Annotated in this window: 11 protein-coding genes; 2 read left to right on the forward strand and 9 right to left on the reverse strand. The window is 75.0% G+C overall.

All coding sequences use genetic code 11. The features are described from left to right. Positions 1 to 14: 14 nt before the first annotated feature. Together WCD41_RS16130 and WCD41_RS16135 are read right to left on the reverse strand one after the other, a co-directional pair. Complete coding sequence (locus WCD41_RS16130; protein WP_337714481.1) at positions 15 to 9,233, reverse strand: hypothetical protein; 9,219 nt, start codon at positions 9,231 to 9,233, stop codon at positions 15 to 17. Further along, positions 9,230 to 11,107, reverse strand: coding sequence for a TIR domain-containing protein (locus WCD41_RS16135; RefSeq protein ID WP_337714482.1), 1,878 nt, complete (start codon positions 11,105 to 11,107; stop codon positions 9,230 to 9,232). The genes WCD41_RS16130 and WCD41_RS16135 overlap by 4 nt, the downstream gene beginning before the upstream one ends. A 281-nt stretch (positions 11,108 to 11,388) precedes the next feature. Here WCD41_RS16135 and WCD41_RS16140 point away from each other — a divergent pair, with 281 nt between their 5' ends. Next, positions 11,389 to 12,264, forward strand: a complete 876-nt coding sequence (locus WCD41_RS16140) for an alpha/beta fold hydrolase (RefSeq protein WP_337714483.1) — start codon at positions 11,389 to 11,391, stop codon at positions 12,262 to 12,264. Positions 12,265 to 12,435: 171 nt separating this feature from the next. On the opposite strand, the gene WCD41_RS16145 is transcribed toward WCD41_RS16140, so the two are convergent. The 3 genes from WCD41_RS16145 to WCD41_RS16155 form a co-directional block, all read right to left on the reverse strand. Then, on the reverse strand, positions 12,436 to 14,427 hold the full coding sequence (locus tag WCD41_RS16145) for a tyrosine-protein kinase domain-containing protein (protein WP_337714484.1): 1,992 nt from the start codon (positions 14,425 to 14,427) through the stop codon (positions 12,436 to 12,438). Beyond that, positions 14,424 to 15,812 carry an O-antigen ligase family protein gene (locus WCD41_RS16150; protein WP_337714485.1) on the reverse strand — a complete coding sequence of 463 codons (1,389 nt, stop codon included), beginning with the start codon at positions 15,810 to 15,812 and terminating at the stop codon, positions 14,424 to 14,426. Before WCD41_RS16150 ends, WCD41_RS16145 begins: the two co-directional genes overlap by 4 nt. Before the next feature lie 105 nt (positions 15,813 to 15,917). Next, a complete protein-coding gene (locus tag WCD41_RS16155; RefSeq protein WP_337714486.1) occupies positions 15,918 to 17,021 on the reverse strand; it encodes a glycosyltransferase family protein in 1,104 nt (367 codons plus the stop codon). 75 nt (positions 17,022 to 17,096) lie between these two features. Here WCD41_RS16155 and WCD41_RS16160 point away from each other — a divergent pair, with 75 nt between their 5' ends. Further along, positions 17,097 to 18,206, forward strand: a complete 1,110-nt coding sequence (locus tag WCD41_RS16160; protein WP_337714487.1) for a glycosyltransferase — start codon at positions 17,097 to 17,099, stop codon at positions 18,204 to 18,206. A gap of 53 nt (positions 18,207 to 18,259) precedes the next feature. On the opposite strand, the gene WCD41_RS16165 is transcribed toward WCD41_RS16160, so the two are convergent. The 4 genes from WCD41_RS16165 to WCD41_RS16180 all read right to left on the reverse strand — a co-directional run bounded on the left by WCD41_RS16165 (position 18,260) and on the right by WCD41_RS16180 (position 22,750). After that, on the reverse strand, positions 18,260 to 19,585 hold the full coding sequence (locus WCD41_RS16165) for a glycosyl hydrolase family 28-related protein (RefSeq protein ID WP_337714488.1): 1,326 nt from the start codon (positions 19,583 to 19,585) through the stop codon (positions 18,260 to 18,262). Between the two features lie 173 nt (positions 19,586 to 19,758). Continuing rightward, positions 19,759 to 20,730 (reverse strand): hypothetical protein, encoded by a 972-nt coding sequence (locus tag WCD41_RS16170; RefSeq protein ID WP_337714489.1) that lies wholly within the window; start codon positions 20,728 to 20,730, stop codon positions 19,759 to 19,761. 113 nt (positions 20,731 to 20,843) lie between these two features. After that, positions 20,844 to 21,596 carry a metallophosphoesterase family protein gene (locus WCD41_RS16175; protein ID WP_337714490.1) on the reverse strand — a complete coding sequence of 251 codons (753 nt, stop codon included), beginning with the start codon at positions 21,594 to 21,596 and terminating at the stop codon, positions 20,844 to 20,846. After that, positions 21,593 to 22,750, reverse strand: a complete 1,158-nt coding sequence (locus tag WCD41_RS16180) for a carboxylate--amine ligase (RefSeq protein WP_337714491.1) — start codon at positions 22,748 to 22,750, stop codon at positions 21,593 to 21,595. Before WCD41_RS16180 ends, WCD41_RS16175 begins: the two co-directional genes overlap by 4 nt. Positions 22,751 to 22,765: the final 15 nt, after the last annotated feature.

Below are 22,765 nucleotides of genomic sequence, written 5' to 3' on the forward strand. Positions count from 1 at the left end.
CGCTCACATGGTCGTCAGCGCTGGACGAGCCGGATCAACCCAACCGGGGCTTCACTCCTCGGCTGCGGCGGCGTCGGGACGTTCGCCCGCGCCCGCGCCACGATCTCCGTGGCCAGGTCGCGCTCGTCCCTGCGCAACGGCGCGTCCGGCGGCAGGAGGACCCAGGGGACGGCGGACCCGATCACCGTCTCGGCGAGGGTCTCGAGGGCGCAACGCTGGGACGGGAGGAGCTCGGGTTGCGCGGTGGCGAGGCCGGCCGGGGCCACCGACGCGCGTCCCCATCCGGCGAGCTCGACGAGCGGACCTCCCGCCTCCGTCATCGCCTCGACGGTCTCCAGCTCGCCGATCGCGGCGAGCAACGACCGCGCCACCGGCGCCAGACCGTTCTCGACGAGCCGTAGACCCGGCTTCGTCAGGATGGCGCGGCAGAACTCCCGCACCCCCCTGACCTGACGGGGCGTGAGCTCGGCGTCGAGGTCGAGGGCGCGGAGCCGCGCCCAGGCACCCGACAGTCCGTGCCTCTCGGGACGGCCGACCCACTCGCCGGCGAAGGCCGCCGTGTGGAGGCTCGCGGCCGCTCGCGCGCCGACCTGTCGGAGCGCGAGGACCGCGTCGGGGCGACGGGCCGGATCGGCCCTTCCCGCGGCGTCCAGGACGATCAGTGCCGCGAGGGCCGGTGCCGCATCCAGCTCACGATCACGCTGGAGTCCGAGCAGGGCGGAACCGTCCTCGGCGAGCCACCGGTCCACGCACGCCAGGAGCCGCGTCGGCTCCGGCGGCGGCCCCTCGGTCAACGTCCCGGCCCAACGGACCAGGTCCTCGACGGGGTCGTGCGCGGGCGACGTCGCCACCACGCCCTCGACGAACCACCGGTGGTACGCCGTGTCCGCGCTCGGGCGCGGCGAGCCCGCGGCGATCGACCGGTGCGCGGCGACGAGCGAGGACGGCAGGGCCAGCGGTACCAGGCGGCTGTTGAGATCGACGACCGTGACCGTGAACCGCGGACGCACGCCGAGCTCGTCGATCTCGGTCAGGCGTGTCGCGCCCTCGGCGATGCCGCTGTCGGCCGACACGAAGGTCAGGGCAACGGCGGGTACCCGCAGCCGGGCGACGTAGCGCCAGCGCCCGTCATCGGTCTGCCCCGACCGTGCGCCGACGATCACGCGCAGGGTGTCGCCGAGACGCAGCCGCGTCGCGTGGTGATCGACCGCCGACCGGCCGATGATGGAGAGCTCGCCGGTCGACGCCTCGTGGACGAGCACCTCACCCAGGGGAGCGAGCGCCGCCGGGGTCCCGCGCACCGGCAACCGATCGCTCCACGACGCCTGCTCGGCAGGAAGCCACGCCAGGCGCCCGCTCGCGCCGTCCGAGCAGATGATGCCCGCGACCTCGTCGTCGACCACGACCTCGTACAGCGGTCGGACGGACACGTCCCGCCCGTCGACGGCCGGGTCGGACAGGCTGCGTCCGGGATGGCGCCGCCTGTCCGCGTCGACGACCCACCACAGCTCCGTGCCGGCCGGCAGCCGCGCAGCGGCAGCGGCCGCGAGCGACCCCGGCAGCCCGGCGACGGCGGCGCGGACGGGCACGTCATAGAGGGCGCCGCCGTGGGCGAGGAGGAGGCTCCCGCGGCCCCACGCCGCGACGACCTCGGTCCGGACGAGCCGGCCGGCGGGCCAGTGTCCCGGTGGCTGGTGGCGGCGGGAGACCGACACCCACGTCCCGTCGACACCAACACCGTGCACGGTGACCGGCAACCGCCCCAGCGCGGCCATCAGCTCCGGGCGCCGCCCGGGGTCGGCCAATGCGGCGTGCAGCCACTTCGACCCGGGCCAGTCCTGGACGGCGTCGGGAGCGAGGCGCACACCCAGCTCCCCGAGGCCGTCGATCCTCAGCTCTCCGTCGTCGTCCACGGTCAGGAGGACGACGTCTCCCGCCGCGACGGCGCGCCCCGACAGCGGGTGGGTGTCGTTGCGCCCGTCGAGCCACACCGCGACCTCGTCGGCGAGCCCCGCCAGGCGGTCGCCGTCGATCGGCACCGTCAGGGCCCACCGCCGCGCCCCGAGCTGCAGCGCGCCGCGTTCGTGGTCGGCCCCGCGCACCGGGAGCAGCACGGGGACGGACCTGTCCCCGAGGGGTAGCGCGGCACGGACCGTGCTCCTCCAGGACGTGAGCACGAGGTGGCCGGGCCCCGCGTTCCACTCCCGGCCCGCCCCGGGCTCCTCCGCGGGCACGCAACCGATCTCGTCGCCCGGCCTGAAGGCGCTCCAGTCCAGGTCGGCGAGCGACGAGTGGCCGTCGGCGGTCACGAGCGGTCCGCGGATCTCGACGACGCGGCCCGGTCCGAGCTCGACCCAGACGCCCCCGCCGTCGGCGCTGGGGCCGGCGACCGGCAGGCGCCGCCTCCAACCGGGCTCGTCGAGCAGCTCGCCGGCCGGGAAGCCGAAACGCCCCAGCGACTCGGGAGGGAAGCGCAGCGTGAGCCCCTCGTCGTCGTCGAAGAAGGCGCCGTCGCCCTCCAGCGACCCGAGACCGACGTCGTTCCACTGGACGCGACCGTCGGCGAGGACCCGCCCGGTGCTGCGGTCGTGGTGCTGCCAGGCGAACCTGGTGCTGTCGTGGAGGACGTCGCGGGCCGAGGCGTCGCGGAAGGACATCCGGCTCCAGGGCACCCGGGTCCCACCCGCCTCGCCGCTCTCGAGGACCGGGGCGCGCTCGGCGACCTTCGCTGAGAAGGCGAGCCGTCCTCGTCGCGCCTCGCCGCTCTCCGGGAGACGGACCCGCGGTGCCCCCTCGGGCGTCCGCGCGACGACGCCGACCTTGGGGTGCGGAAGACCGAGGAGCGTGGTTCCGGCGCCCTCGTCGGGGGTGAGCTCGACACCCGGGAGGCCCGACGGGGTGAAACCGCCGCGCATCGGACCGGACCGTTGCCGGTCGTCCCGCCCCAGCAACGTCGACTTGGGGAAGACGACGGCCGGTCGACCCTCCGCGCCGAGATAGGAGGTGTCGGCCGGGATGGCGACCACGAGCTCGACCGTGCTGTGCCGACGGTCCAGCGCGAGACGGACGATGGCGCCGGTGGCGGTGTCCTCCGCGCCGACGACGCCCCTGCCGTCGAACACGATGCCGGGAGCGATCTCCAGGCGGGAGGCCCCGCCGACGCGGCCGACAATCGCGTAGCCCGACCCACCGCGGTGCGTCAGATGCCCGACGAGCGCCTCCGGTCGACGTGGCGGGGCGTCACGGGTGGAGCCCGTCCAGACCCCGCGATCCTCGGACATGAGGCGCACCAGCATGAGCACGCCACCGGTCTCGACGTCGAGCCCGCTGTCGAGCAGGCGCGCCAACGTGTTCTCACGGAAGGAGAACTGGCGGCGGTTGACGCGGACGGTGAGCGCACCCGCGTCCATCGCGTCGGCGGGCAGCCCGAAGATCACCGTTGTCTCGTTGCGCCGGCGCTCGACGTCGCGGGCGACGAGGAAGACGCGGTCGTGGGGCTGCAGATCACCCTCGCCGACGCGGACCGGCCGGAAGCGCCGTTCACGGCCACCGGTGGCCACCGCGCGATCGACGTCGAAGCGGGCCAGGATGCGACGCCGCACGAGCCCGGTGTCCCCGTGAGCCCGCAGCCCGTCGATCAGCGCGGCGACGCTCGGGCCGTCGAGCGAGGCGGCCAGTGGCACCCACTGCGCACCCTGGAACGGCCGGGCGACGGCACGTGGGCTGCGGGTCTGGGCGTGGAGCACCCGCGCGGAGCCCGTGTCGAGCTGCAGCTCGATGTCCACGAGGTGCAGCTGGTCCTGGCGGCCCTCCTCCACGATCTGGGTGACGAAGTCGTGCACGATCGCCCGCCACTCGATCTCCAGCACCGGGAGTCCGTCGTCGCCGGTGCGGAAGCGCACCTCGCCGACGCGGTCACCGTGGAAGAGCGGGGGCAGCACCCTCTCCTCCGGCCCGCCCACCACGATCATCCGATCCCGGGGCACGGTGACACTCCACCCGAAGCCCCACTCGAAGACGTGCCCGTCGACGCCGTCCGTCGGCGGCCCGACGTAGCGCAGGACGTCCGTCAGCGTGCGGCGGGACCCGTCGGCCACCGGGCACTGCAGGAGCGCCATGAAGCTGCCCAGGTCCAACGGCTCCGCGGAGGCGTAGGACGCGACGTAGCCGGCGCCGCGGGGCACGAGCGCCGCGCGCACGTTGGCCACCGGATAGGACACCCCGTGGACCGCGGGCGCGTCGTCCTCCGCGACGGGCACGCGGTCGCGGAGCACACCGTCCGGGCAGGGCACCCACAGGCCGAGGTTGAGCTTCAGTTCTCGGGCGACGAGTCGCCCGGTGACGTGCCGTTCGCCGGAGGCGAGGAATCGCTCCCACCGCAGCGCGTGGTCCGGGCGCGCCGGACCGCGTGGCACGGTGGTGGCGGTGCTCGTCCGCACGTGGAAGACCCGCCGAAGATGCACACCCTCGCCGGGCGTCTCGTTCACCCACACACGGAGTCCCGTGACGACGACGCCTGCCGACGACTCGGGGACCAGCGCACCGCCGAGCAGGGTCCGCCCGCCCCGGGGCGCGGTGACCGAGACGGGTCGGGTCCCGGGTCGGAGCCGGCCGAGCGCGGTGACGCGCGCACCGACCAGACGGAGCGCCGCAACGGGGTCACCGCCGGGGAGCGGCCCGCGCCACACGACCGGACGGGCCGGGTCCTGGTAGAGCCCGTCACGCCCGTCGACGCCCACGAACTCGCTGGCGGCGGGCCGGTCGCCCTCCTCGAGGGTGAACACCGCACGCACGACGACCGAGCGGCGCGCGAAGCGGAACGACCAGGCCGCGCCGTCGCGCTGCCCGTGCACCGGCTGACCGATGGGCTGCGGACGGTCGGCGCTGAAGCAGGCGCCCTCCAGGTGGACGAGCTGCACACGGCCGCCGACCTCGCACCAGACGCCGTAGAGCATCGAGCCGTCCCCGACGGTGGTTCGGGTGACCACCACGCCCGTGACGGAGGGCGCGGAGCCGAGGACCCGCCGCAGGGTCGACCGGTCGCCGTCGGTCGCCACCCGTTCCACGAGGTCGTCGACACCGATCGGGCGCCCGGGCGGGTCCGGTTCGGTCCGCGTGGTCACCGAGACCACCTCGGCGACGCGGCCCTCGACGAGGGCGGGCGCCCGGCGATCGACGGCCTCGGGGTCGAGGAGGCTCAGCGACTCCGTCTCGAGGCGTGCCACCAGGCCGGCCCTGGTCCGCACCAGCACGTGTGACTCGATGCGACGTTGGGACAGGAGCTGGGAGAGGACGACACGGTCGCCCCGTTCGATCGTGACGAGCTCGGCGAACCTCTCGGGCGTGGGGTGCTCCGGGTCGGGCACCCCGATCGTCTGCAGTCCCACCGTGCCGACCGAGGCCGTGCGCGCCCCGAGGTCGTCCCACTGCTCGGGAAGGACGATCACGCGCGAGCCGGACTCCTCGGCGCCGTGCACCGTCACCGAGGAGGGAAACCCGGGAGGCGCGTCCACCTCGATGCGCAGCGTGCCGTCGGCGCCCCGCGCCGCGACCACCGGCTCGTTCTCGACATCGTCGAAGAGACGGCGCCAGCGGACGTTCCGGTCGTCGTGGCCGAGCAACCTCAGCCTCGGGATGTCGTCCACGTCGCCGCCGACCTCGTCGGTCAGCACGACCGAGAGCACCGTCCCGGCCGGTTGTCCCCGCAGGGCCTCGGTCGTGGCGTCCGGACTCTCCCAGTCGGCGTCGCGGAGGTGGTAGAGCCGGCCGGGCACCGTCACGAACAGGTCGTCACCGGCGTGCACGAGATCGACCTGAGTGCGGATGTCGGGCTCGTCCACGAGCAGCTCGGCCAGGGAGCGCTGAACCGGCACCCAGTGGGAGAGGTCCGCGTCCCACCGCGCCGGCACCGCCAGCTCCCCGAACGGCGCGTCGCCGTGACCGCGGGCCAGGTCCGGATCCCAGAGCCGCCGACACTCGTCCCCGGCGGCCCCCGGCTGCCGCGGGTAGACGTCGGGGACGGCCAGTCCCTCGACACTGACCGACAGCCACGGCGTGTCCTCGACGGCCGCGACCCACGCGAACCGCACCTCGTCGGGCTCCGGGCTCCGCCGGGCCAGGTCGCGGTGATCGACGATCTCGAGCGGCTCGCCACGCAGCTCTACGGCGATCACGTCGCCGACCGCCGGTGCCCGGTGACCCCGCCGTCGCCGCGGGAGCAGGGCACCGGTCCCGGCGTTGACCCAGAAGCGGTCGTCCTCCACCGCGGCGACGACGGCCACCACGGTGCGTGGGGCCCCGGCCGCCTGCTCGACGAGGCGCTGGCGGTAGCCCTCGTTGGGGAACAGGCTGTGGACCCGCCTGCCGTCCTCCCTGCGCTCCGGGTCGAGATCGAGGTGGTAGTGGATCCGTTGCGCGCGATGGCGGTCGATCGCCGTGGCGGCGACGAGGACATCGGGCACGTGGACGTCGTCCTGGGCTCTCGGCTCCACGGTGGGCCGTCCGAGCGGCCGGCGAAGTGCGCGCTCGCTCGGGGTCCGCTGCGAGCGCTCCCAGCTCTCCCTGGAGCGCTCGGCCCACGATCGACGGTCGTCCCCCGCCGTCGGGGTGGACGCCACGGCGGCGATCAACCGCAGGACGGCGACCTCGAACGAGCTCGCGGCGATCCGCCTGCGCCTCCGGTCGGCCGGACCCGCGAGCACCGTGCTGTCGCTCGTGCGGCCCCGGCGCCGGTGGATCGTCTCCATCGCGCGCAGGCGCAGCTGGTCCGTGCTCTCGACGCCGGGCAGGACCGGCCCGGCCAGTCGCTCGAGGAGCGCCTCGACGTGACGGGGGGTACCGACCGCGAACTCGAGGAGCGTGTCGATCGTGGCGCGGTGCACGTCGGCGAGCACGCCGCCGACCGCCACCGGATCGGCTCCGTCGAGTAACGGCGGGGTGATGAGCTCGATCATCCGGCTGCGCACGGCGAGCGGGAGGTGATCGCTGCGCGAGACGGCGTACAGGCGGTCCAGCCAGTCCTGGACCCACTCCCGGTGATCGTCCGACGCCAGCGCCCGCGGGTCCTCGAGCAGAGCGGACAGGCGGAGCACCCTCATCGTCAGCGGGCCGCTGTCGACCCGCAGCCACCGTTCCAGATCGGGAGATGCCGCCTCCCACACGGCGAGCGGGTGGCGCGGTGAGAGCAGGAGGCGCTCGGGCTTGATGACGTTCTCCGCCACGGCCTCGGGGTCGCCGCCGGCGCGGCGCAGGGCGGCCTCGTAGTGGGGAGCGAGTGGGTTCTTCGGCCGGTTCCAGTCGTAGACCACCGGCGTCCAGCGGTTGGCGTGCGGCTCCGGCCACTGGGCCGGGTAGATCTCCTTCAGGAGCTGCGCGATCGGCCACGGCTCCGGGACCCGCACCTTCTTCCCCGGGCGCGTCGCTCTCCGGATCTCCTCGATCCGACACTGCCGGTCGAGGGCGAGCACCAGGGCCTGCCGCGCATGCGGCGGATCGCCCTCGAACCACCGGTTGCAGCCGTCGTTCCCGCTCACGGCGCTCGACTGCGCCCACGCCCCCCGGATCCAGCTGGTCGTCACCGCACCGACGGCCTGCCGCGCGAACCGCGCACGATGGACGTCGGCGAGGTCGAGGCTGCTCTCGTCGGTCAGGAACCGCGCCGCGAACGCCGCGAGGTCGTGCGGCGCGACCCGATCCGCCTGCCCGCACCCGATGTCCTGGACGAGCCGGTGAACGTGCCAGATCAACGACACCACGGCGGGCCCGAGCGGGCCGTCGCCGACGTACCGGCCGTCCCGGACCTGGGAGATCAGTGAGCCGTGGTCGCGCAGGACGTCGGCGGTGTGGAAGAGGAGCGCCGTCAGGTGGTCCTCTTCCGGGCCGACCGTGGGCGTCGACTCGAGGATCGACGCGGCGACGACGGTGCTACCGAGCAGACGGACGAGCGCTGCCGTGGTGCCGGCCTGACCGGCGTTGAAGGCCGGGCCGCCTCGACGTTCGTGATCCCACCCGTCGTGCCACCGCGACCACCACGGCGACCACACCGCCGCGCCGTCGGCCGCCGCGGTGCCCTCGACGGGCTCCTCGAGCAGCTCGAGCTTCTCGGGGGCAGGCCGGAGCCGGGGAACGTCCTGGAGGAAACGCCGCGTGGCGGCGAGCGAGCCGCCGGCCGCGATCCGGGCCGGGCCCTCTCCCGGCGGTCGAGGGATGCCCCACCATCGCGCGGTGCGTCGTGCTGCCTCGACCGGGTCCGCCTCCACCGCGAGTGACCACAGCACGATGTGCCAGAGCACGGCGGTCATGACGCCCGCGCCGCCCGGCACCTGGCCGGCGATCTGGGAGTACGCATCCGCGAGCGCCGCGTCGCCTCCGCGACCGGCCGAGGCCGCCCACAGCGCGAGGTCCTCGCCCGTGACGGCCTCGGCCTCGAGCACCGCCACCGACGGGGCGTCGTCGCCGTCCGGCCTGCCGAACCAGGTCCGCGCCAGCGCGTCGAGCAGGTCGGGCTGCAACGCCGCCGCGCCCCGGCCTTCGTGCCACAGGGTCCGCCAGAGGTGGTCCCGCGCGCGTGGGTCGGTCCTGGTCGCCGCCTCGACGGCGACCAGGAGAGCGAGACGGCCGTGCTCGCCGCGCAGCGCGGCCGCACAGAGCGGCACCGCCTCGTCGGCCAGCCACAGGTCGGCAGCCGAGGCCGGACGGCGGCGGGTGAGCTCGGCGAGGGCCACGACGGCCAGCGTCGGCAGCGCCTCGTCCCCGAGATCGTGGTACGGCGTGGCCCGGGACGCGGACGGGGCGGCCGCCGGGGCGGTGAGCGTCGCCGACGCCGCCACGACGTCGGCCCGGGCGCCGGCATCGTCGTGGACCACCGCTTCCACCGCGGATCGGAGCGCCGGAGAAGCCGGGTGCTCGGTGGAGTCGATGATCGCGTCGACGAGCTCGAGGAGCCGCAGTTCGAGGTCCGGGTCGCGGGACGCCGACGCCTCGTCGACCCCGCTCTCGTCCCGCCCCTTCGCGTCGCCTTCGTCGCAGAGGCGTCCGTAGGCGGTGAGCAGTGGGTGCAGACCGTAGAGCTGGACCCACGCCGGGGCCCCGAGGAGGGCGCATGCCGCGTCACGCAGCTCGTCCGGTGAGCTCGGGCGGCGCCGGATGACGGCGAGGGTGTCCAGCACGGCGTGCGTGTCGCCGGGGGACAGGTCCACGGTCGTGCAGAAGAACCAGTCGGCGAGCATGCTCACGCCACTCCTCCTCGGGTCAGGGGCGGGCGCCAGGCCAGGCGCAGGTCGTACGCCAGCTCCTCGAAGGCGGGATCGGGAGCGGTTCCCGCCTCCACGAACCCGACGATCCGGCGGGTGGCGGGTGCCAACCCACTCACGACCGCGAGGCGGTCGGGGGAGAGTGGCTCCCGCCCGAGCACCGCCCACCAGGCCGCCGACGCCTCCGGAGCGGGCGGTGTCACGGCCAGCACCTCGTCGGCATGGGCCCGGACCGCCGCAGCTCCGACACCGGCGTCGCCGTACTGGAGGAACGCCGCGTCGGCGGCCGTCGACGCGCGGTCACCCGACCTCGTGCCCGCCAGGTGCTCGGCCAGGCGCCAGGTCGACCCGATCCTGTTCCGGGCGAGCGCACTCCACGCCGTCACGTCCTCGCCGCGGCGGAGCATCGCCAGGACGGCCGCCTCGACCAGGCGCGGGTTCGTGCGCAGCGCCCGCGGGACGTCGGACCCGTCGACGGTCGGTGCCCAGTCCCACCAGAGATCGACGTCGGCGTCGAACGGCGCCGCGGCGAGCAGGGACGCCCAGTGGTTCGGCGCCCGACGCTCGGCCGCGTGGTGACGTGTCACCGCGGGGAAGAAGACGCCTGCGTGGTTCCTGACCAGGGCGAGCGCCTCGGCCTCCCGCGCGGGCGGGCCCCACAACGGGTCGACTCCGTCGGCGGCGTCGAGCTCGGCGACGACGGCGCTCGCGACCTCCTCGGGGTCGGTGTCCGGCGGGAACGGGTCCGCGTCGTGCGGGAACGGTGGAGCCGGCAGGGAGAGCTCGCGGCGGTGCGCGGCCACGACGCTCATCAGGCGCGTCGCGGCGGCTCCGGCTCCGGCTGAGTCGCCGCCGTGGTCCTGCGCCGCCCCGGGGCGCGTGGTCGCCACCACCTCGAGGCCGGGGTGCCGTGCCGCGAGAGCGCGTCCCGTCGCGGCGGCGGTGGTGACGGCCCGCCCGGCGTCGGCGCTCCGGGCAACCAGGACGATGGCGGCGTCGGGGTGGCTCCGACGGACGTGATCGAGACCTCGCCGCACCGACGTCAGGTCACGGTGGCCGGATCTCGTCGTGTCGAGGTCCCAGGTGACGACGACCCCGAGCGGCTCGGCGCCCGGCAGGCGCCCGAGGCGATCCAGGCCGACTTCGTGCCAGGTGCGGACACCGAGCCGGGCTCCGAGGGGGTCGTCACCGATGACGTCCTCGACGGCGGTCAGCGCCGCGGTCGGCGAGGCACCGCGGTCGGCGGCGACGACGGTCGTACTCGGTCCGCGGTCGAGCCCCAGCCATGCCCCGAGGTCACCGACGAAGGCGTCCCCGAGCAGCTCGAGCTCCGAACCGCCGCGCACACCGGGGGGTACGCGGTGGACGCGCAGCGCCGAGACCAGCTCCTCCGTGGCCGGGCGGCGAGCCGGCCCTCCCGGGAACGGCGACCCGATTACGCTGCGGGGAGCGTCGTCGATCCCATGCAGCAGGGCCTCGCGCGCCTGCTCCTCGGCGACGTCGAACAGGTCGATGTAGACGCGGGAGGCGAGCAGGCCTCGGGGCGCGCAGTCCTCGACACGCACCGGCAGGAGGCGGCGGTCGCGTCCGAGAGCGTCGGTGACCAGCGCCGAGCCCATCTCGAACAGGCCGTAGGTCGACCCGTAGTAGCGCTCGGAGACCACCGCAATCACGTGATCGGCGTCGACGAGCCACTGATGCATCTCGTGCGCGAAGTCGTTGCCGGGCCGGGAATCCGCCGACTGCAGCCTCGTCCTGTGACCCTCCTCCTCCAGGACACCGGCGATCCACAGGGCCCACCCCTCATCGGCCTGGGTGTAGCTGACGAAGAAGAGGCGCGGAGCAGCGACGGCCACGTGGACATCCCCCCGATCACGCTCGGTCGCCCCGCCCCCGGGGACCACCCCACTCAGGGGGCTCGCAACGGTCGCGACGCTACCAAGCGTGATCGAGGCTTCCGGGGTCGGAGATCCTCGGGGTCGGCGGACGGCCGCAGGGGCACGACGGACGGACACCCATCCGTGACATGTGGGTGAACGTTCGGTCCGACGTCCGCTCACGTAGGCTGAACGGCGGACGTGTTGGACGCCGCGTCCTCGGATCTCCTCACGGCCTCGTCCACCGGAGGAGGCCCCGCGTGTCCGTCTTCCCCGGGTTCGACGTCGTCGACGTCACCGTCGACGGCACCACCATCCACGGCCGCGTCGGCGGCTCGGGCCCGCCGCTGCTGCTCCTGCACGGCATCCCCGAGACGCACCTGATGTGGCGCTCCGTCGCCCCGGCGCTCGCGGACCGCTTCACCGTCGTCGCCACCGACCTGCGCGGCTACGGCGGCAGCGGGGTCGGCACGTCCGACGACCACTCCATGCGCGCCCTCGCCGTAGAGCAGCTCGCCGTCATGCGCGCGCTGGGTCACGAGCGCTTCGCCGTCGCCGGCCACGACCGCGGCGCGCGCTGCGCCTACCGCCTGGCCCTCGACCACCCCGACGCCGTCACCGCGCTCGCCGTGCTCGACATCGTGCCCACCGCCGAGGCCTTCGCCCGCGCCGAGCGCGAGTTCGCCCTCGGCTACTGGGTCTGGTCGCTGCTCGCCGCACCGGCGCCGGTGCCGGAGCGCCTCGTGCTCGGCGCCCCCGAGACCCTCGTCGACCACATGCTCGACAGCTGGGGCGACGACCCCGCCGCCTTCCCGCCCTGGCTGCGCGAGCGCTACACGGCGACCTTCCGCGACCCCGCCCGCGTGCACGCCATCTGCGAGCAGTACCGCGCCGCCGCCGAGGTCGACGTCGTCCACGACGAGGCCGACCGTGGCGCCCATCGCCTCCGCTGCCCGGTGCACGTGCTCTGGAGCGCGACGGGCGCGGTCAACCGCTGGTACGAGCCCCTGGACGTCTGGCGCGAGTGGGCCGACGACGTCCGCGGCGGTCCCGTCGACGCCGGGCACTTCCTGCCCGAGGAGGCGCCCGCGGCGGTCATCGCGGCGCTGCGCGAGCTCGCCGGCCCCGATCTCTGAGCGAAGGGCACCTTCGGTCGGATAGGTGGGCGAGGGGCGCCCTTCGCCAGTACCGGCGGACGCGCGAACGGCACGTTCAGCATGATCATCGAGCGTTTCGCCTGCCGAACGTGCCTCTCGCGACGGGCGACAGCCCTGACGGCACTCCCGAAAGATCGACGTGGAGAGGGATCAGTCGGCGGTGCCGTTCGAGGACGCCACCGACCCGTTCACGCGGGTCTCGTGCCCGTTCGCGGCCCCGTGCCCGTTCCCGTTGCCGTTGGTGGTCGCGGTCTCGGGCGCGGCGGTCGTGGTCGTCTCGCGGGTGGCGCGACGCCGGCGCGGGGTCGGCTTGCTCTCCGCCGCCTCCGCGGTCCCCGAGCTCTCCGCCGCGTCGGTCGCCTCGCCGACCGGCTTCGCGGTGGTGCGCGCGGCGGTGGTGCGCTTCGGCTTCGGAGCGGTGTCGTCGGCGCCGGCCGCCGGGGACTTGCGAGTGCGTACGCGCACCGTCGGCGGCTCGCTGTCGGCGGGGGTCTCCGCGGGCGTGCCGGCGGGCTCGGCGGTCTTCTTCGTCGTCGACCGCGTGCGCGGCGCGCGCGCCGGGGCGTCGGGAGCGGGCTCGGCCTTCGGCGCCGCGGTCCGCCGCGGTCGCTTCGGCGCGGGTTTCTCGACCGGCTCGACGAGCTCGGCCTCGACGACCTCCGGCTCGACGGGCGCAGCCGGAGCAGGCGCCGGCGCGGGGACCGGAGCAGCGGCGACGGGTGCGGGTGCCGGCGCCACCGGCTCCGGCGACGCCCCCGACGGCAGCGCCAGCACCGTGCGGCGCCCGGCACCGGGAGCGTCGCGGACGTCGGTGGCCCAGGTCAGAAGCGCCCCGAACACCGTCGCGCCCGCGAGCCCGAGCGCCGAGGCTGCGACGTCGACGTCGTCGGGACGCGCGCTGCCGCGGCGCACGACGAGCACGACACCGTCGGCGTGGCGCGCGACGTCGACGGCGTCGGCGGCGTCGGTGACGGGCGGGGTGTCGACGAGGACGTGGTCGTAGCGCTCGCGCAGCGTCGCCAGCACCGAGCGCAGGCGCTCGCCGACGAGCAGCTCGCTGGGCCGCGAGCCGGTCGCGCCGGCGGAGAGCACGTCGATGCCGCCCCGCGACCAGCGCTGGATGGCGGCGTCGACGTCGACGCCGCGCTCGAGGACCTCGCGCAGGCCGACGTGGGTGTCGAGGGTGAGGGCGTCGGCGAGGGTCGGGCTGCGCAGGTCGGCGTCGACGAGCAGCACCGACGCGCCGGACGCGGCGAAGGCGACGGCGAGGTCGACCGCGGCGGTGGAGGTGCCCTGGTCGGGGCCGGTGCCGGTGAGCACGAGGCAGCGGCGGTCGTCGGCGACCGAGCGCAGCGCGGCGCGGGTGCGCCGGTAGGACTCCGCGCGGGCGCGCAGGCGGCGGGCCTTCCGGCCGCCGGCGCCGACCGGCGGCTCGGAGAGCAGTGCGGGGTGCTTCGGCGGCCGGCGCAGCGCCGGGATGACCCCGAGCACCGGGGCGCCGAGGCGCTCCGCGAGGGTCTCGGGGGTGTCGACGGCGTCGCGCAGCGCGCGGCGGGCCAGCGCCACCCCGATGCCGAGCACGAGCCCGACGAGCACCGCGACCGCGAACAGGATCGTCGTGCGCGGACCGGACGGCTCCTCCGGGAACGTCGGCGGGAGGATCACCTCGGCCGTCGCGATGGGCCGGTTGACGACGCCGCCGGTGGACTCGATGGCACCGACCAGCCGCGTGAACGACGTCGCCACCGCCCCGGCGACGAGCTGGGCCTGGTCGGGCGAGCGCTCCGTGACCTCGAGGGTGAGCACCACGGTCTCGGTCACCGAGCTGGCGGAGACCGCGCCCTGGATCTCGTCGGCGGACGGGCTGCCGCCGAGCAGCAGCGACGCGTCCCGCGCGACCCGCGGGCCCTGCAGCAGCTCGGTGTAGGACTTCACGCGCTCGGTCGAGAGCTGCGCGCCCGAGTAGGCGTCGGTGGACGACGTCTCGGTCTGCGCCGAGGCGACGTAGAAGACCGCCGACGACGTGTACGTCCGCGGCAGGAGGAGGTCGAGCAGCACGGCGCCGAGCAGGCACAGCACCAGCACGCCGGCGATCAGCTTGCGGTCCTCGCGCAGGACGGTCCAGTACTCGCGCGCGCTCATGAACGTTCTCCTCCGAGGGCCGCGGGGGTTCGGGCCGGGGTCGGGTGGGTGACGGGCGAGGGCGTCGGCGGTGACGCGGGTATTGCGGACGGGCGCCCCGCCCACCACCGGTGCCAGCGGGCGAGGACCGGCGCGCCGGGCTCCGCGCGTTCCTCGATGGTGAGCCCCTCCGCGGCGCAGGCGACGGCGAGGAGCGCGAAGGCCCAGGTCGAGGCCGCGGCGGGCTGGGAGAGGAGCAGGGTCAGGAAGACGACGAGCGCGATCGGCACGGCGCGCCCGACGCGGGTCGCGCCGCGGCCCGGCGCCACGAACGCCGGCAGCAGCACGGCGAGGGCGACGAGGACGACGAACGGCAGCCCGTTCACCGCGACGTCGGAGATCAGGTTGATACCCGCCTGCTTCTCGCTGCCGATCCCACCGAGCGGCGACTCGGTGAGCGCGCGGATGCCGGCGTCGGTGGCGTCGGAGCGCTCGTCGAGCGAGGCCTCGTTGGAGCTCTGCTTGGCGTTGAGCCCGAGCACGGGCGCGTAGAGCGCCAGCCACCCCGCCCCGGCGATGGCCAGCAGCCCGCCGATCTGGCGGACGAAGCCGCCGAGCCCGATGCCGCCGCGCGGGCGCAGGAACACGTCGAGGGCGAGCACGACGACGAAGACGCCGAACCCGGCGGTGGACAGGGTGCCGACGAGGCCCGCGAGGATCAGCACCTTCACCCAGCGCGCCCGGTAGCCGACGGCGTCGGTCAGGAACCACGCCACCGCGCAGAACATGGCCATCCAGCCCGACTCGCGGCCGAAGCCGGTCAGCCGCGGCACCTCGAGCCCGAACACCTCGGAGGTCGAGTAGCTGATCGTGAACGGGAAGTACACCGGCTGCGGCTCGACGGTCCCCACCGGCACGACGGCGATCTGCCCCGAGCCCAGCCCGGCGACGGCCCAGAACAGCGCGGTGACGACCCACGACGCGCTCACGACCACCACGGCGATCACGAAGCCCCGCGCCACCGCGCGGCGGGCGCGCGGATCCGCCAGGACGATCGCGAACGCGACGAGCGAGCCGATCGTCAGGACGAAGTCCTGGAACAGGTCACGGATGCGGTCCGGGGCGAACACCGCGGCGCCGTGGCCGACCATCCAGAGGTAGGCGACGGCGACGATCCCGACGAGCAGCGGCACCGCCGGCACGGGGCGGGCGGGCACGCGCTCGCGGCGCAGGAGGGCGGCGACGGCGGCGAGGACCGCGATCGCGAACCCCGCCAGCGCGGTGCTCTCGCCGAACACCCCCGGGCGCAGCAGCGGCAGCGTCGCGAGCATCGCGGCGGCGGCGACGAACGGCGGCAGGGTGGGGGCGGTCAGCGAGCCCCACAGGGTCCGCCTCGGCCGCGCCATGCCACCCCCTGCTCGCTGCTCACGCCTCCATCACACACGGCCGTTCGGCCCAGCGCGACAGTACCCGATCGGGCCAATGACTCCTGGCTCGTCGCGGCGTAAATCTCACGCTCGGTCGCCGAGGAGCCCCCCGACGAAGTCGTCGGCGCCCAGCGCTCCCGCCGCCTTCCGGGCCGAGACTACGTAGCGCTCATGGTCGCCGAGCAGCTGGGTGAGCGCGTTCGCGACGTCTGTCGGATTGCCGACAGACGCCCCGACGCCGCACCCGGTGACGTCGAGCACCGTCGCGATCCACCCCCGGTCGGGCCCGAGCACGGGCACCCCGCGGGCGCAGGCCTCGGCGACGATCCCGCTGGGCGCGTCGTTGTCGTGCAGCACGGCCGCGACGTCCACCGACCGCAGCGCGGCGTCGAACTCGGCCTCGTCGAGGAGGCGGTCGTCGACGTGGAGCCGGCCGGCGGCGCGCAGCCGGGCGGCGTCGGGGTCGTCGGCGAGGAACTCGCGGACATCGGGCTCGCAGCGCCCGGCGAGCACGACGTCGACGTCGTCGCGGGACGCGGCCGCACGCACGAGCACGGGCACGTTCTTGCGCGCGCTGATCACACCGAAGGCACCGACGCGCGCCCGGCCCGAGCGAGGGGTGGCGGGGAGCTCGGCCGGCGGGACCACCGGGTCGCGGACGGGCTCGACGCCGGGGAATCCGCGGCGCCGTGTGACGACGCCGAACGCGTCGGTCAGGAACAGCACGCGCACCGCGGGCAGGCGGCGCAGCGCGGCGACGAGGCCGGGCTTGAGCGCCATCCCCACGGTGGCCGCCTCGGACCCGCCGGGCATCGCGGTGCGCATGAGCAGCAGCGTGATCGCCGGCCGGCGCGGGCGGGACCGGCCGAGGGTGCCGCGCAGCAGCGTCCGCAGCAGGGGACGGACGGCCTTGTCGCCCTCGGGGACGACGAAGTGGCCCGCGCCGTGGCGGGTGGCGAGCGCGACGGCTTCGGGGATGGCGGTGTCGTGGTCGTCGGAGCTCAGGGGGACGACGGCGGCGTCGAGGTCGCCGAGGTGCTCGACGAACTCCGGCGACGCGGCGACACTCGGAGGGACGAGAAGGAGACGCTGCGTAGGCGACAGGCCCAGCAGCAGGAGCCGGACGTAGCGCAAACGGTGCCCGAGGGGCTCGAGCTCGACGATCGCCGTACTCCGAGAGTGATGCACGCTGCTCCATCCTGTCGACACGGCGTCGTCCGGGCTAGGTTACGCAGGCTGGCTGGGGATGACTGCGAGGTGTCGATGGAGATCGCGTGGCTGACCGACGCGCAGGCTCCCTACCGTGAACCGCTCTTCTGCGAGCTCGCGCGGCGCGGCGACCTGACCGTCCACTTCCTCTTCACCGAGGAGCCGGAGCGTCACTTCCGCTACCGCCCGCATCCCGGCTACGCGTCCGCGCTCGTGCCGTGCTGGCAGATCCCACGCCGGGGCCTGCTCGCGAGCCTCGACTCCTACCAGGCGATCCTGCGCCCGGGCGCCACCCGCGCGGTGCTCGACGCCGACGTCGTCGTCATCCCGACCTGGGCCCAGCTCGCCAGCGCGTGGACGATGCTGCGGGCGGTGCGCCGCGGCGTCCCCTACGTGATCTTCTCCGAGAGCACGCTGACCAGCCGCCGCTTCTCGGCCGGGCCGGTCGACTGGCTGCGCCGCTGGCTCTTCACCCACGCCGGCGCGATCGTCGTGCCCGGTCCCGCCGCGCGGGACGCCGCCATCGCCTCCGGGGTCGCGCCCGAGCGCATCGTCGAGTCGGTCAACAGCATCGACCTCGGGCTCTTCGGCGGCCGCACCCGCGAGCTGCGCGCCGACGCCGGCGAGACCACGGGTCCCGACGCCGCCGGGCACCGCTACGTCTACGTCGGCCAGCTGATCGCCCGCAAGAACGTCGGCGCGCTGATCGAGGGGTTCGCCCGTCTCGACGGGGCGCCGACGCTCGACGTCGTCGGCGACGGCGTGGAGCTGCCGGCGCTGCGTGCGCGGGCCGCCGAGCTGGGCGTCGCCGACCGCGTGCGGTTCCGGGGGTTCCTCGACGAGGACGGGGTGGTGGAGGTCCTCGCGACCACCCAGACCCTCGTGCTGCCCTCGCTCGAGGAGGTCTACGGGTTCACACCGCTCGAGGCGCGCGTGGCCGGCCTGCACGTCGTGGTGTCCGACCGCGCCGGGATCGCCGAGAACCTCCGCGACGTCGACGGCGCGTGGATCGTGGCGCCCGACGCCGACGGCATGGCGCCCGGGCTCGAGGCGTCGCGGCGGGCGTGGACGGGGTGGGCGCAGGACGTGCCGACCGACTCCGCGTCGCCGGAGCGCTCCGCCGACGACGTGCTCCAGGCCGCCAAGATCGCACTGGGTGCCTGACGGCATGTGAGCAGAAAACTGTGCTCCAGCACTGTTCTCTGCTCACCTGCGCGTCAGCGCACCTGCCCGTTGAGGACGTTGCCGGCGATGCGGATCGCGCCGGAGCGCCGTAGCGCGAACGCGCCCTCGGGTTCGCCGACGCGCGGGCCGTCGACCGTGTTGCCCGTGATCGCGCCGGCCGGGACGTCGTCGAACGCCACCGCCCGCACGGCCGGCGCGCAGCGCATGACGTTGCCCTCGACGACCACCTCGGTCGGCGGGTCCTGCGGCCGCCCGCCCGCGGTGAGGGCGTCGCCGCCCGCGAGCGCGCCGACGATCGGGATCGCGCGGGTGTTCATCGTCGCGTCGTGGCGGTTGCCGCGGACCGTCACCCGGCGGGCGCCGCTGATGATCTGCACGTGCGCGAACTCGCGCAGCCCGCACGCCGTGAACGTGTTGCCCTCGACGAGCACGTCGGTGGAGAAGTCCTCGACGTGCACGGCCTCCATGCGGTAGCGCTCCATCGTGCAGCCGCGCACGACGACGTCGGCGCAGTACGCGATGCCGACCGCAAAGCCCGGCGAGTCGTTGTCGCGGAACGTGCAGCCCTCGACCAGCACGCCGCGGAACGAGCCGTAGGGGCTGTTGAGCTCGAGGTCGGTGTTGGCGTTGCGGACGAACGTGCCGCCCCGCACCACCATCTGCTGGGTGACCGCCCGCGACTCGTTGGCCTGATAGAGGCCGTAGGTCGTGGTGGCGACGACGGAGTCGGTGAGCGCGAGGTCGGTGCTCGTGTCGTCCACGGTGCCGAGCTGCAGGCCGTGCCCGAACGTCGTCAGCGCGTCGGTGTGGCCGAGGAGCACCGTGCGCGACAGCCGGAAGCCGTCGGCCCGGCCCAGCCGCACGAGCACGGTGTCGACGTCGACGAGGCGCTCGACCACGAGGCCGTCGAGCGTCACGCCCGGCGCGTCGACGAGGAAGCCCACCAGGACGTCGCCGGTGCCCCCTTCGGGCCGCACGAACGAACGCCCCGGCTCGCCGGCGACAGTCACGCCCGCCGGCACGCGCAGCGGCTCGGACAGCACCACCCGGTACTCCCCCGCCGGCACGGCGACCGTGCGCGGCCCGCCGGGTCCGCCCGCGGCGGCGAGCGCGGCGCGGAACGCCGCGGCATCGTCGGTGCGCCCGTCGCCCCGCGCGCCGAGGGCCCTGACGTCGACGACCTCGCCGCGGCGCAGCGGCGCCCCGCCCGGGGTGGGCACGTCGGCGGGGATGCCCGGGACGGGCGGAGCGGCGGCCCCCGCGCACGCCGCCGGCGCGGCCACCGCCGCGAGCCCCGTCGCCAGCCCGAGGCGGCCGGCGAGGCGCAACGCCCCGCGGCGCGACCAGGAGTCGATCACGTCAGCAGTATGCCGAGCGCGACGGTGCGCGGGCGTGATCTCCGCGCGGAGATCAGGAGCCGTCGCGGCACCGCGCCGCGCGAACGCGGACTTTGCGCGCAGAGAAGCAGCGAACGTCCAGCTGAGCACGCCGATAGGGCGTTCGCTCCACCAGGCGGGCAGCCCACGCCCCGCTAGCTGTCCCAGGAGGCGAGGACGCGGAGCTTGTCGGTCGGGATGCCCCCGAGCGGCATGTAGTCGTGCGTGATGCCCACGTTCGGGTAAGGGCTGGGGGCGCCCGAGGGCGTCCGCTCGAACCCGATCGCCATGGGGCTGCCGCCGCAGTCGACCGCGTAGGCGCCGTACTCCTGCAGCGCCCGGGCGACGATCCGTTCGGCGTCGGTGAGGTCCGGCAGGGAGTCGACGTCGACGCTCGGGTCGAGCTGGAGCCGCGCGCCCTCCGGGACCGCGTTGGGCTCGTCGACCTTGCCGTCGGTCTGGAACGCCGGCTCGCGGAACTCGTTCATCTTGCAGCGGTTGGTGGAGAACTCCAGCGCGTGGTCGATGCGGCCCTGCTGGATCTCGTAGCGCCGCACGACCCCGGCGAGCACCGAGAACCCGGAGCCGCGCGAGTGCCCGATGCCGTCGGGCGGCTGGGTGAGCCCGCTGCCGTCGACCGAGAGCACCGAGCCCCAGGCGGCCGAGGGCTCGCCGTCGTTCCAGCGGTACTGCCACATCTCGTAGACGGTGCGCGTCTCCCAGTCGATCACCGCGAGCTGGGCGTCGCTGCCGCGCGGGGCCTCCATCGCCTCCGTCAGCGGCACCTCGTGGCCGTCGAAGGGGCATGCGCCCCAGTTGTACCGGCAGGTCACCGTGTACTTCGGCGTCGAGGCCTGGGCGTCGTAGATCCCGAATCCGAACTCGTCGATGTTGGCGATCGGGACGCCGTCGCCGTCGAACATCCCGCTGATCATCGCGTTGCTCTGTGGATCGATCGTCGGATCGTCCGAGATCGGAGAATTGAGCGGGCTGTCGTCGGCGAAAGGCCGCGTCTGCACCGGGGCGACCGACGCCGGCGACACCGCCCCCGCGTCGTCGCCGCTGGTCACCGGCCCGCCGCGTGCCCCCGACGAGCAGGCCGCGAGCACCACGAGAACCGCGGCCACCAGGACCGCGTTCCCTGTTCTGCGCCGGATGCGCACGGCCCACCCCCGTGTTCTCGGCCGAACAAGACCATAGGGCCTGCAACGCTTCCGTGAGGTCCTTTCGGCGATCATTCTCAGCCGTCCGTCCGATGGGCAGTCCGGACGATCGAGCGGAATCGCGCACGCGCCGCCCAATAGAGGCGCCGCGGACCCGGCGGCGCGTGCACGGCGCGGCGGGAGATGCCGATCGCCTGGAGATCCGCGAGCACCGGACGGGCGTCGTACCGGACGGCCAGCCACTCCACCCCGGTGTCCGTGACGACCGCGCAGCGCGCCCGCGGCCCGCGCTCCCACTGGCGGGACTGGCCCGTCGCGCCCGGGTTCACGAGGCGCCGCCCCTCCGGGGACGTGTCCAGCCGCTGCCGGTGGGTGTGCCCGAGCACCAGCACCCGGTGCAACGGGTGACGACGGGCGAGCGCGGCGAGCTGCGCGGTCACCTGGGCCGGGGTGACGACGTACTCCTCGGGGTCGTCGAGCGACCCGTGGGCGACGACGGCGTCGGGCAGCTCGAGCCGAGCGGGCAGCGCCGCGAGGTACGCCCGCGCCTCGGCGGAGAGCACCCCGCGGGTCCAGCGCTGCGACTCCCGCGCCGTGCCGACGCACCGGTCGGTCGAGAGCTCCCCGAGCGCCATGAGGTCGTGGTTGCCCGCGACGGTCGGCACCCCGCGCTCGGCGATCCGGGCCACGCAGGCGTTGGGGTGCGGGCCGTAGCCGACGAGGTCGCCCGCGCACATCAGCGTGTCCACCCCGGCCCGGTCGAGCGCCGCGAGGGCGGCGTCGAGGGCGGGCAGGTTCGCGTGGACGTCCGAGATCAGGCCCAACCTCACCGGCGAACGCCCAGCTTCTGCCCCAGCCGCCACGCCGCCCGGCCGACGATCGCGCCCGGGTCGTCGGGCGTGAGGTGGGCCCGCGCCTCGCACCCGGCGGCCCAGCGCAGCCACGCCGGCAGCGACAGGCCCTGCTCGCGCGCCGCGGCGGCGTCGATCGCGTTGCACCAGCGCACGCCGACCCGGGCCGTCGCCGCCGGGGGCCGCGGGCGCCCGGTGAGGTCGGCGTGCACGATCGCCGGCAGGTTCACCCCGGCCACCGCGCCCGGGTGGTGCCACAGGTTGAAGCGCGGGTTGACCTCGAGGAGCACGAGCTCGCCGTCGGGGGCGCGCTTGAGGTCGACCTTGGCGACGCCGCGCAGCCCGAGGCGCTCGACCACCGCGCGCCCGAGATCCCGGACGTCGCGCTCGTCGGTGATCTCCAGCGACGTCGTGAAGCCGTAGTGCCGGGGCCGCGTCCGGATCTTCCGCCCGGTGAACTCCCCCGCCGTCTCCCCCGCGGTGTCGACGTAGCAGTGGTAGCTCTCGATGCGGTCCTCCTCGCCCGGGACGAAGTCCTGCGCGACGACCTGGGCCCCGAGCGTCCCGAGCAGCGGCCAGACCGCGGCGAGCTCGTCGGCCGAGTCGACCCGCAGGGCCTTGCCGTCGGTCCCCAGCTGCGCCCACGCCCCGTCCCCGCGCGACGGCGGCTTGACGATCAGCGGGAACCGCAGCTCCTGGTCGCCCGGCGCCCCGGTCGTGTCGAGCAGGCGCTCGCCGGGCACCGGCAGGCCCAGCTTCGCCGCGAGCACCCCGAACCGGCGCTTGTCGAGCAGGTCCTCCACGACGGTCGGGTCGCCCAGCGGCAGCCCCAGCGCCGGCGCCAGCCGGTCACGCTCGCGGGACGCGAAGAGCACCTCGGCGTCGTTCTGGAAGTACAGCACCGGCCGCTCGTCACACGCCGCGGCGAACGCCAGGAGGGCCGCCGCGAGCTCGTCGGTCCGCGTCGTGTCGCCCGACCAGGTCACCGCGGCGCGGGTGTACCGGGAGAACCGCGGCGTGGCGCCCTCCGGCCCGACGGTCGCGACGGGGATGCCGGCCATGCCGAGCGGGCGCACGAGGTCCATGTCGCCCAGGACGCACGCGAACGGAGTACGGACGTACTCTCGCCGCATGCCGCGGAGCCTACG

The sequence above is a fragment of the Actinomycetospora aeridis genome, from assembly GCF_037400275.1.
Lineage (GTDB): Bacteria > Actinomycetota > Actinomycetes > Mycobacteriales > Pseudonocardiaceae > Actinomycetospora > Actinomycetospora aeridis.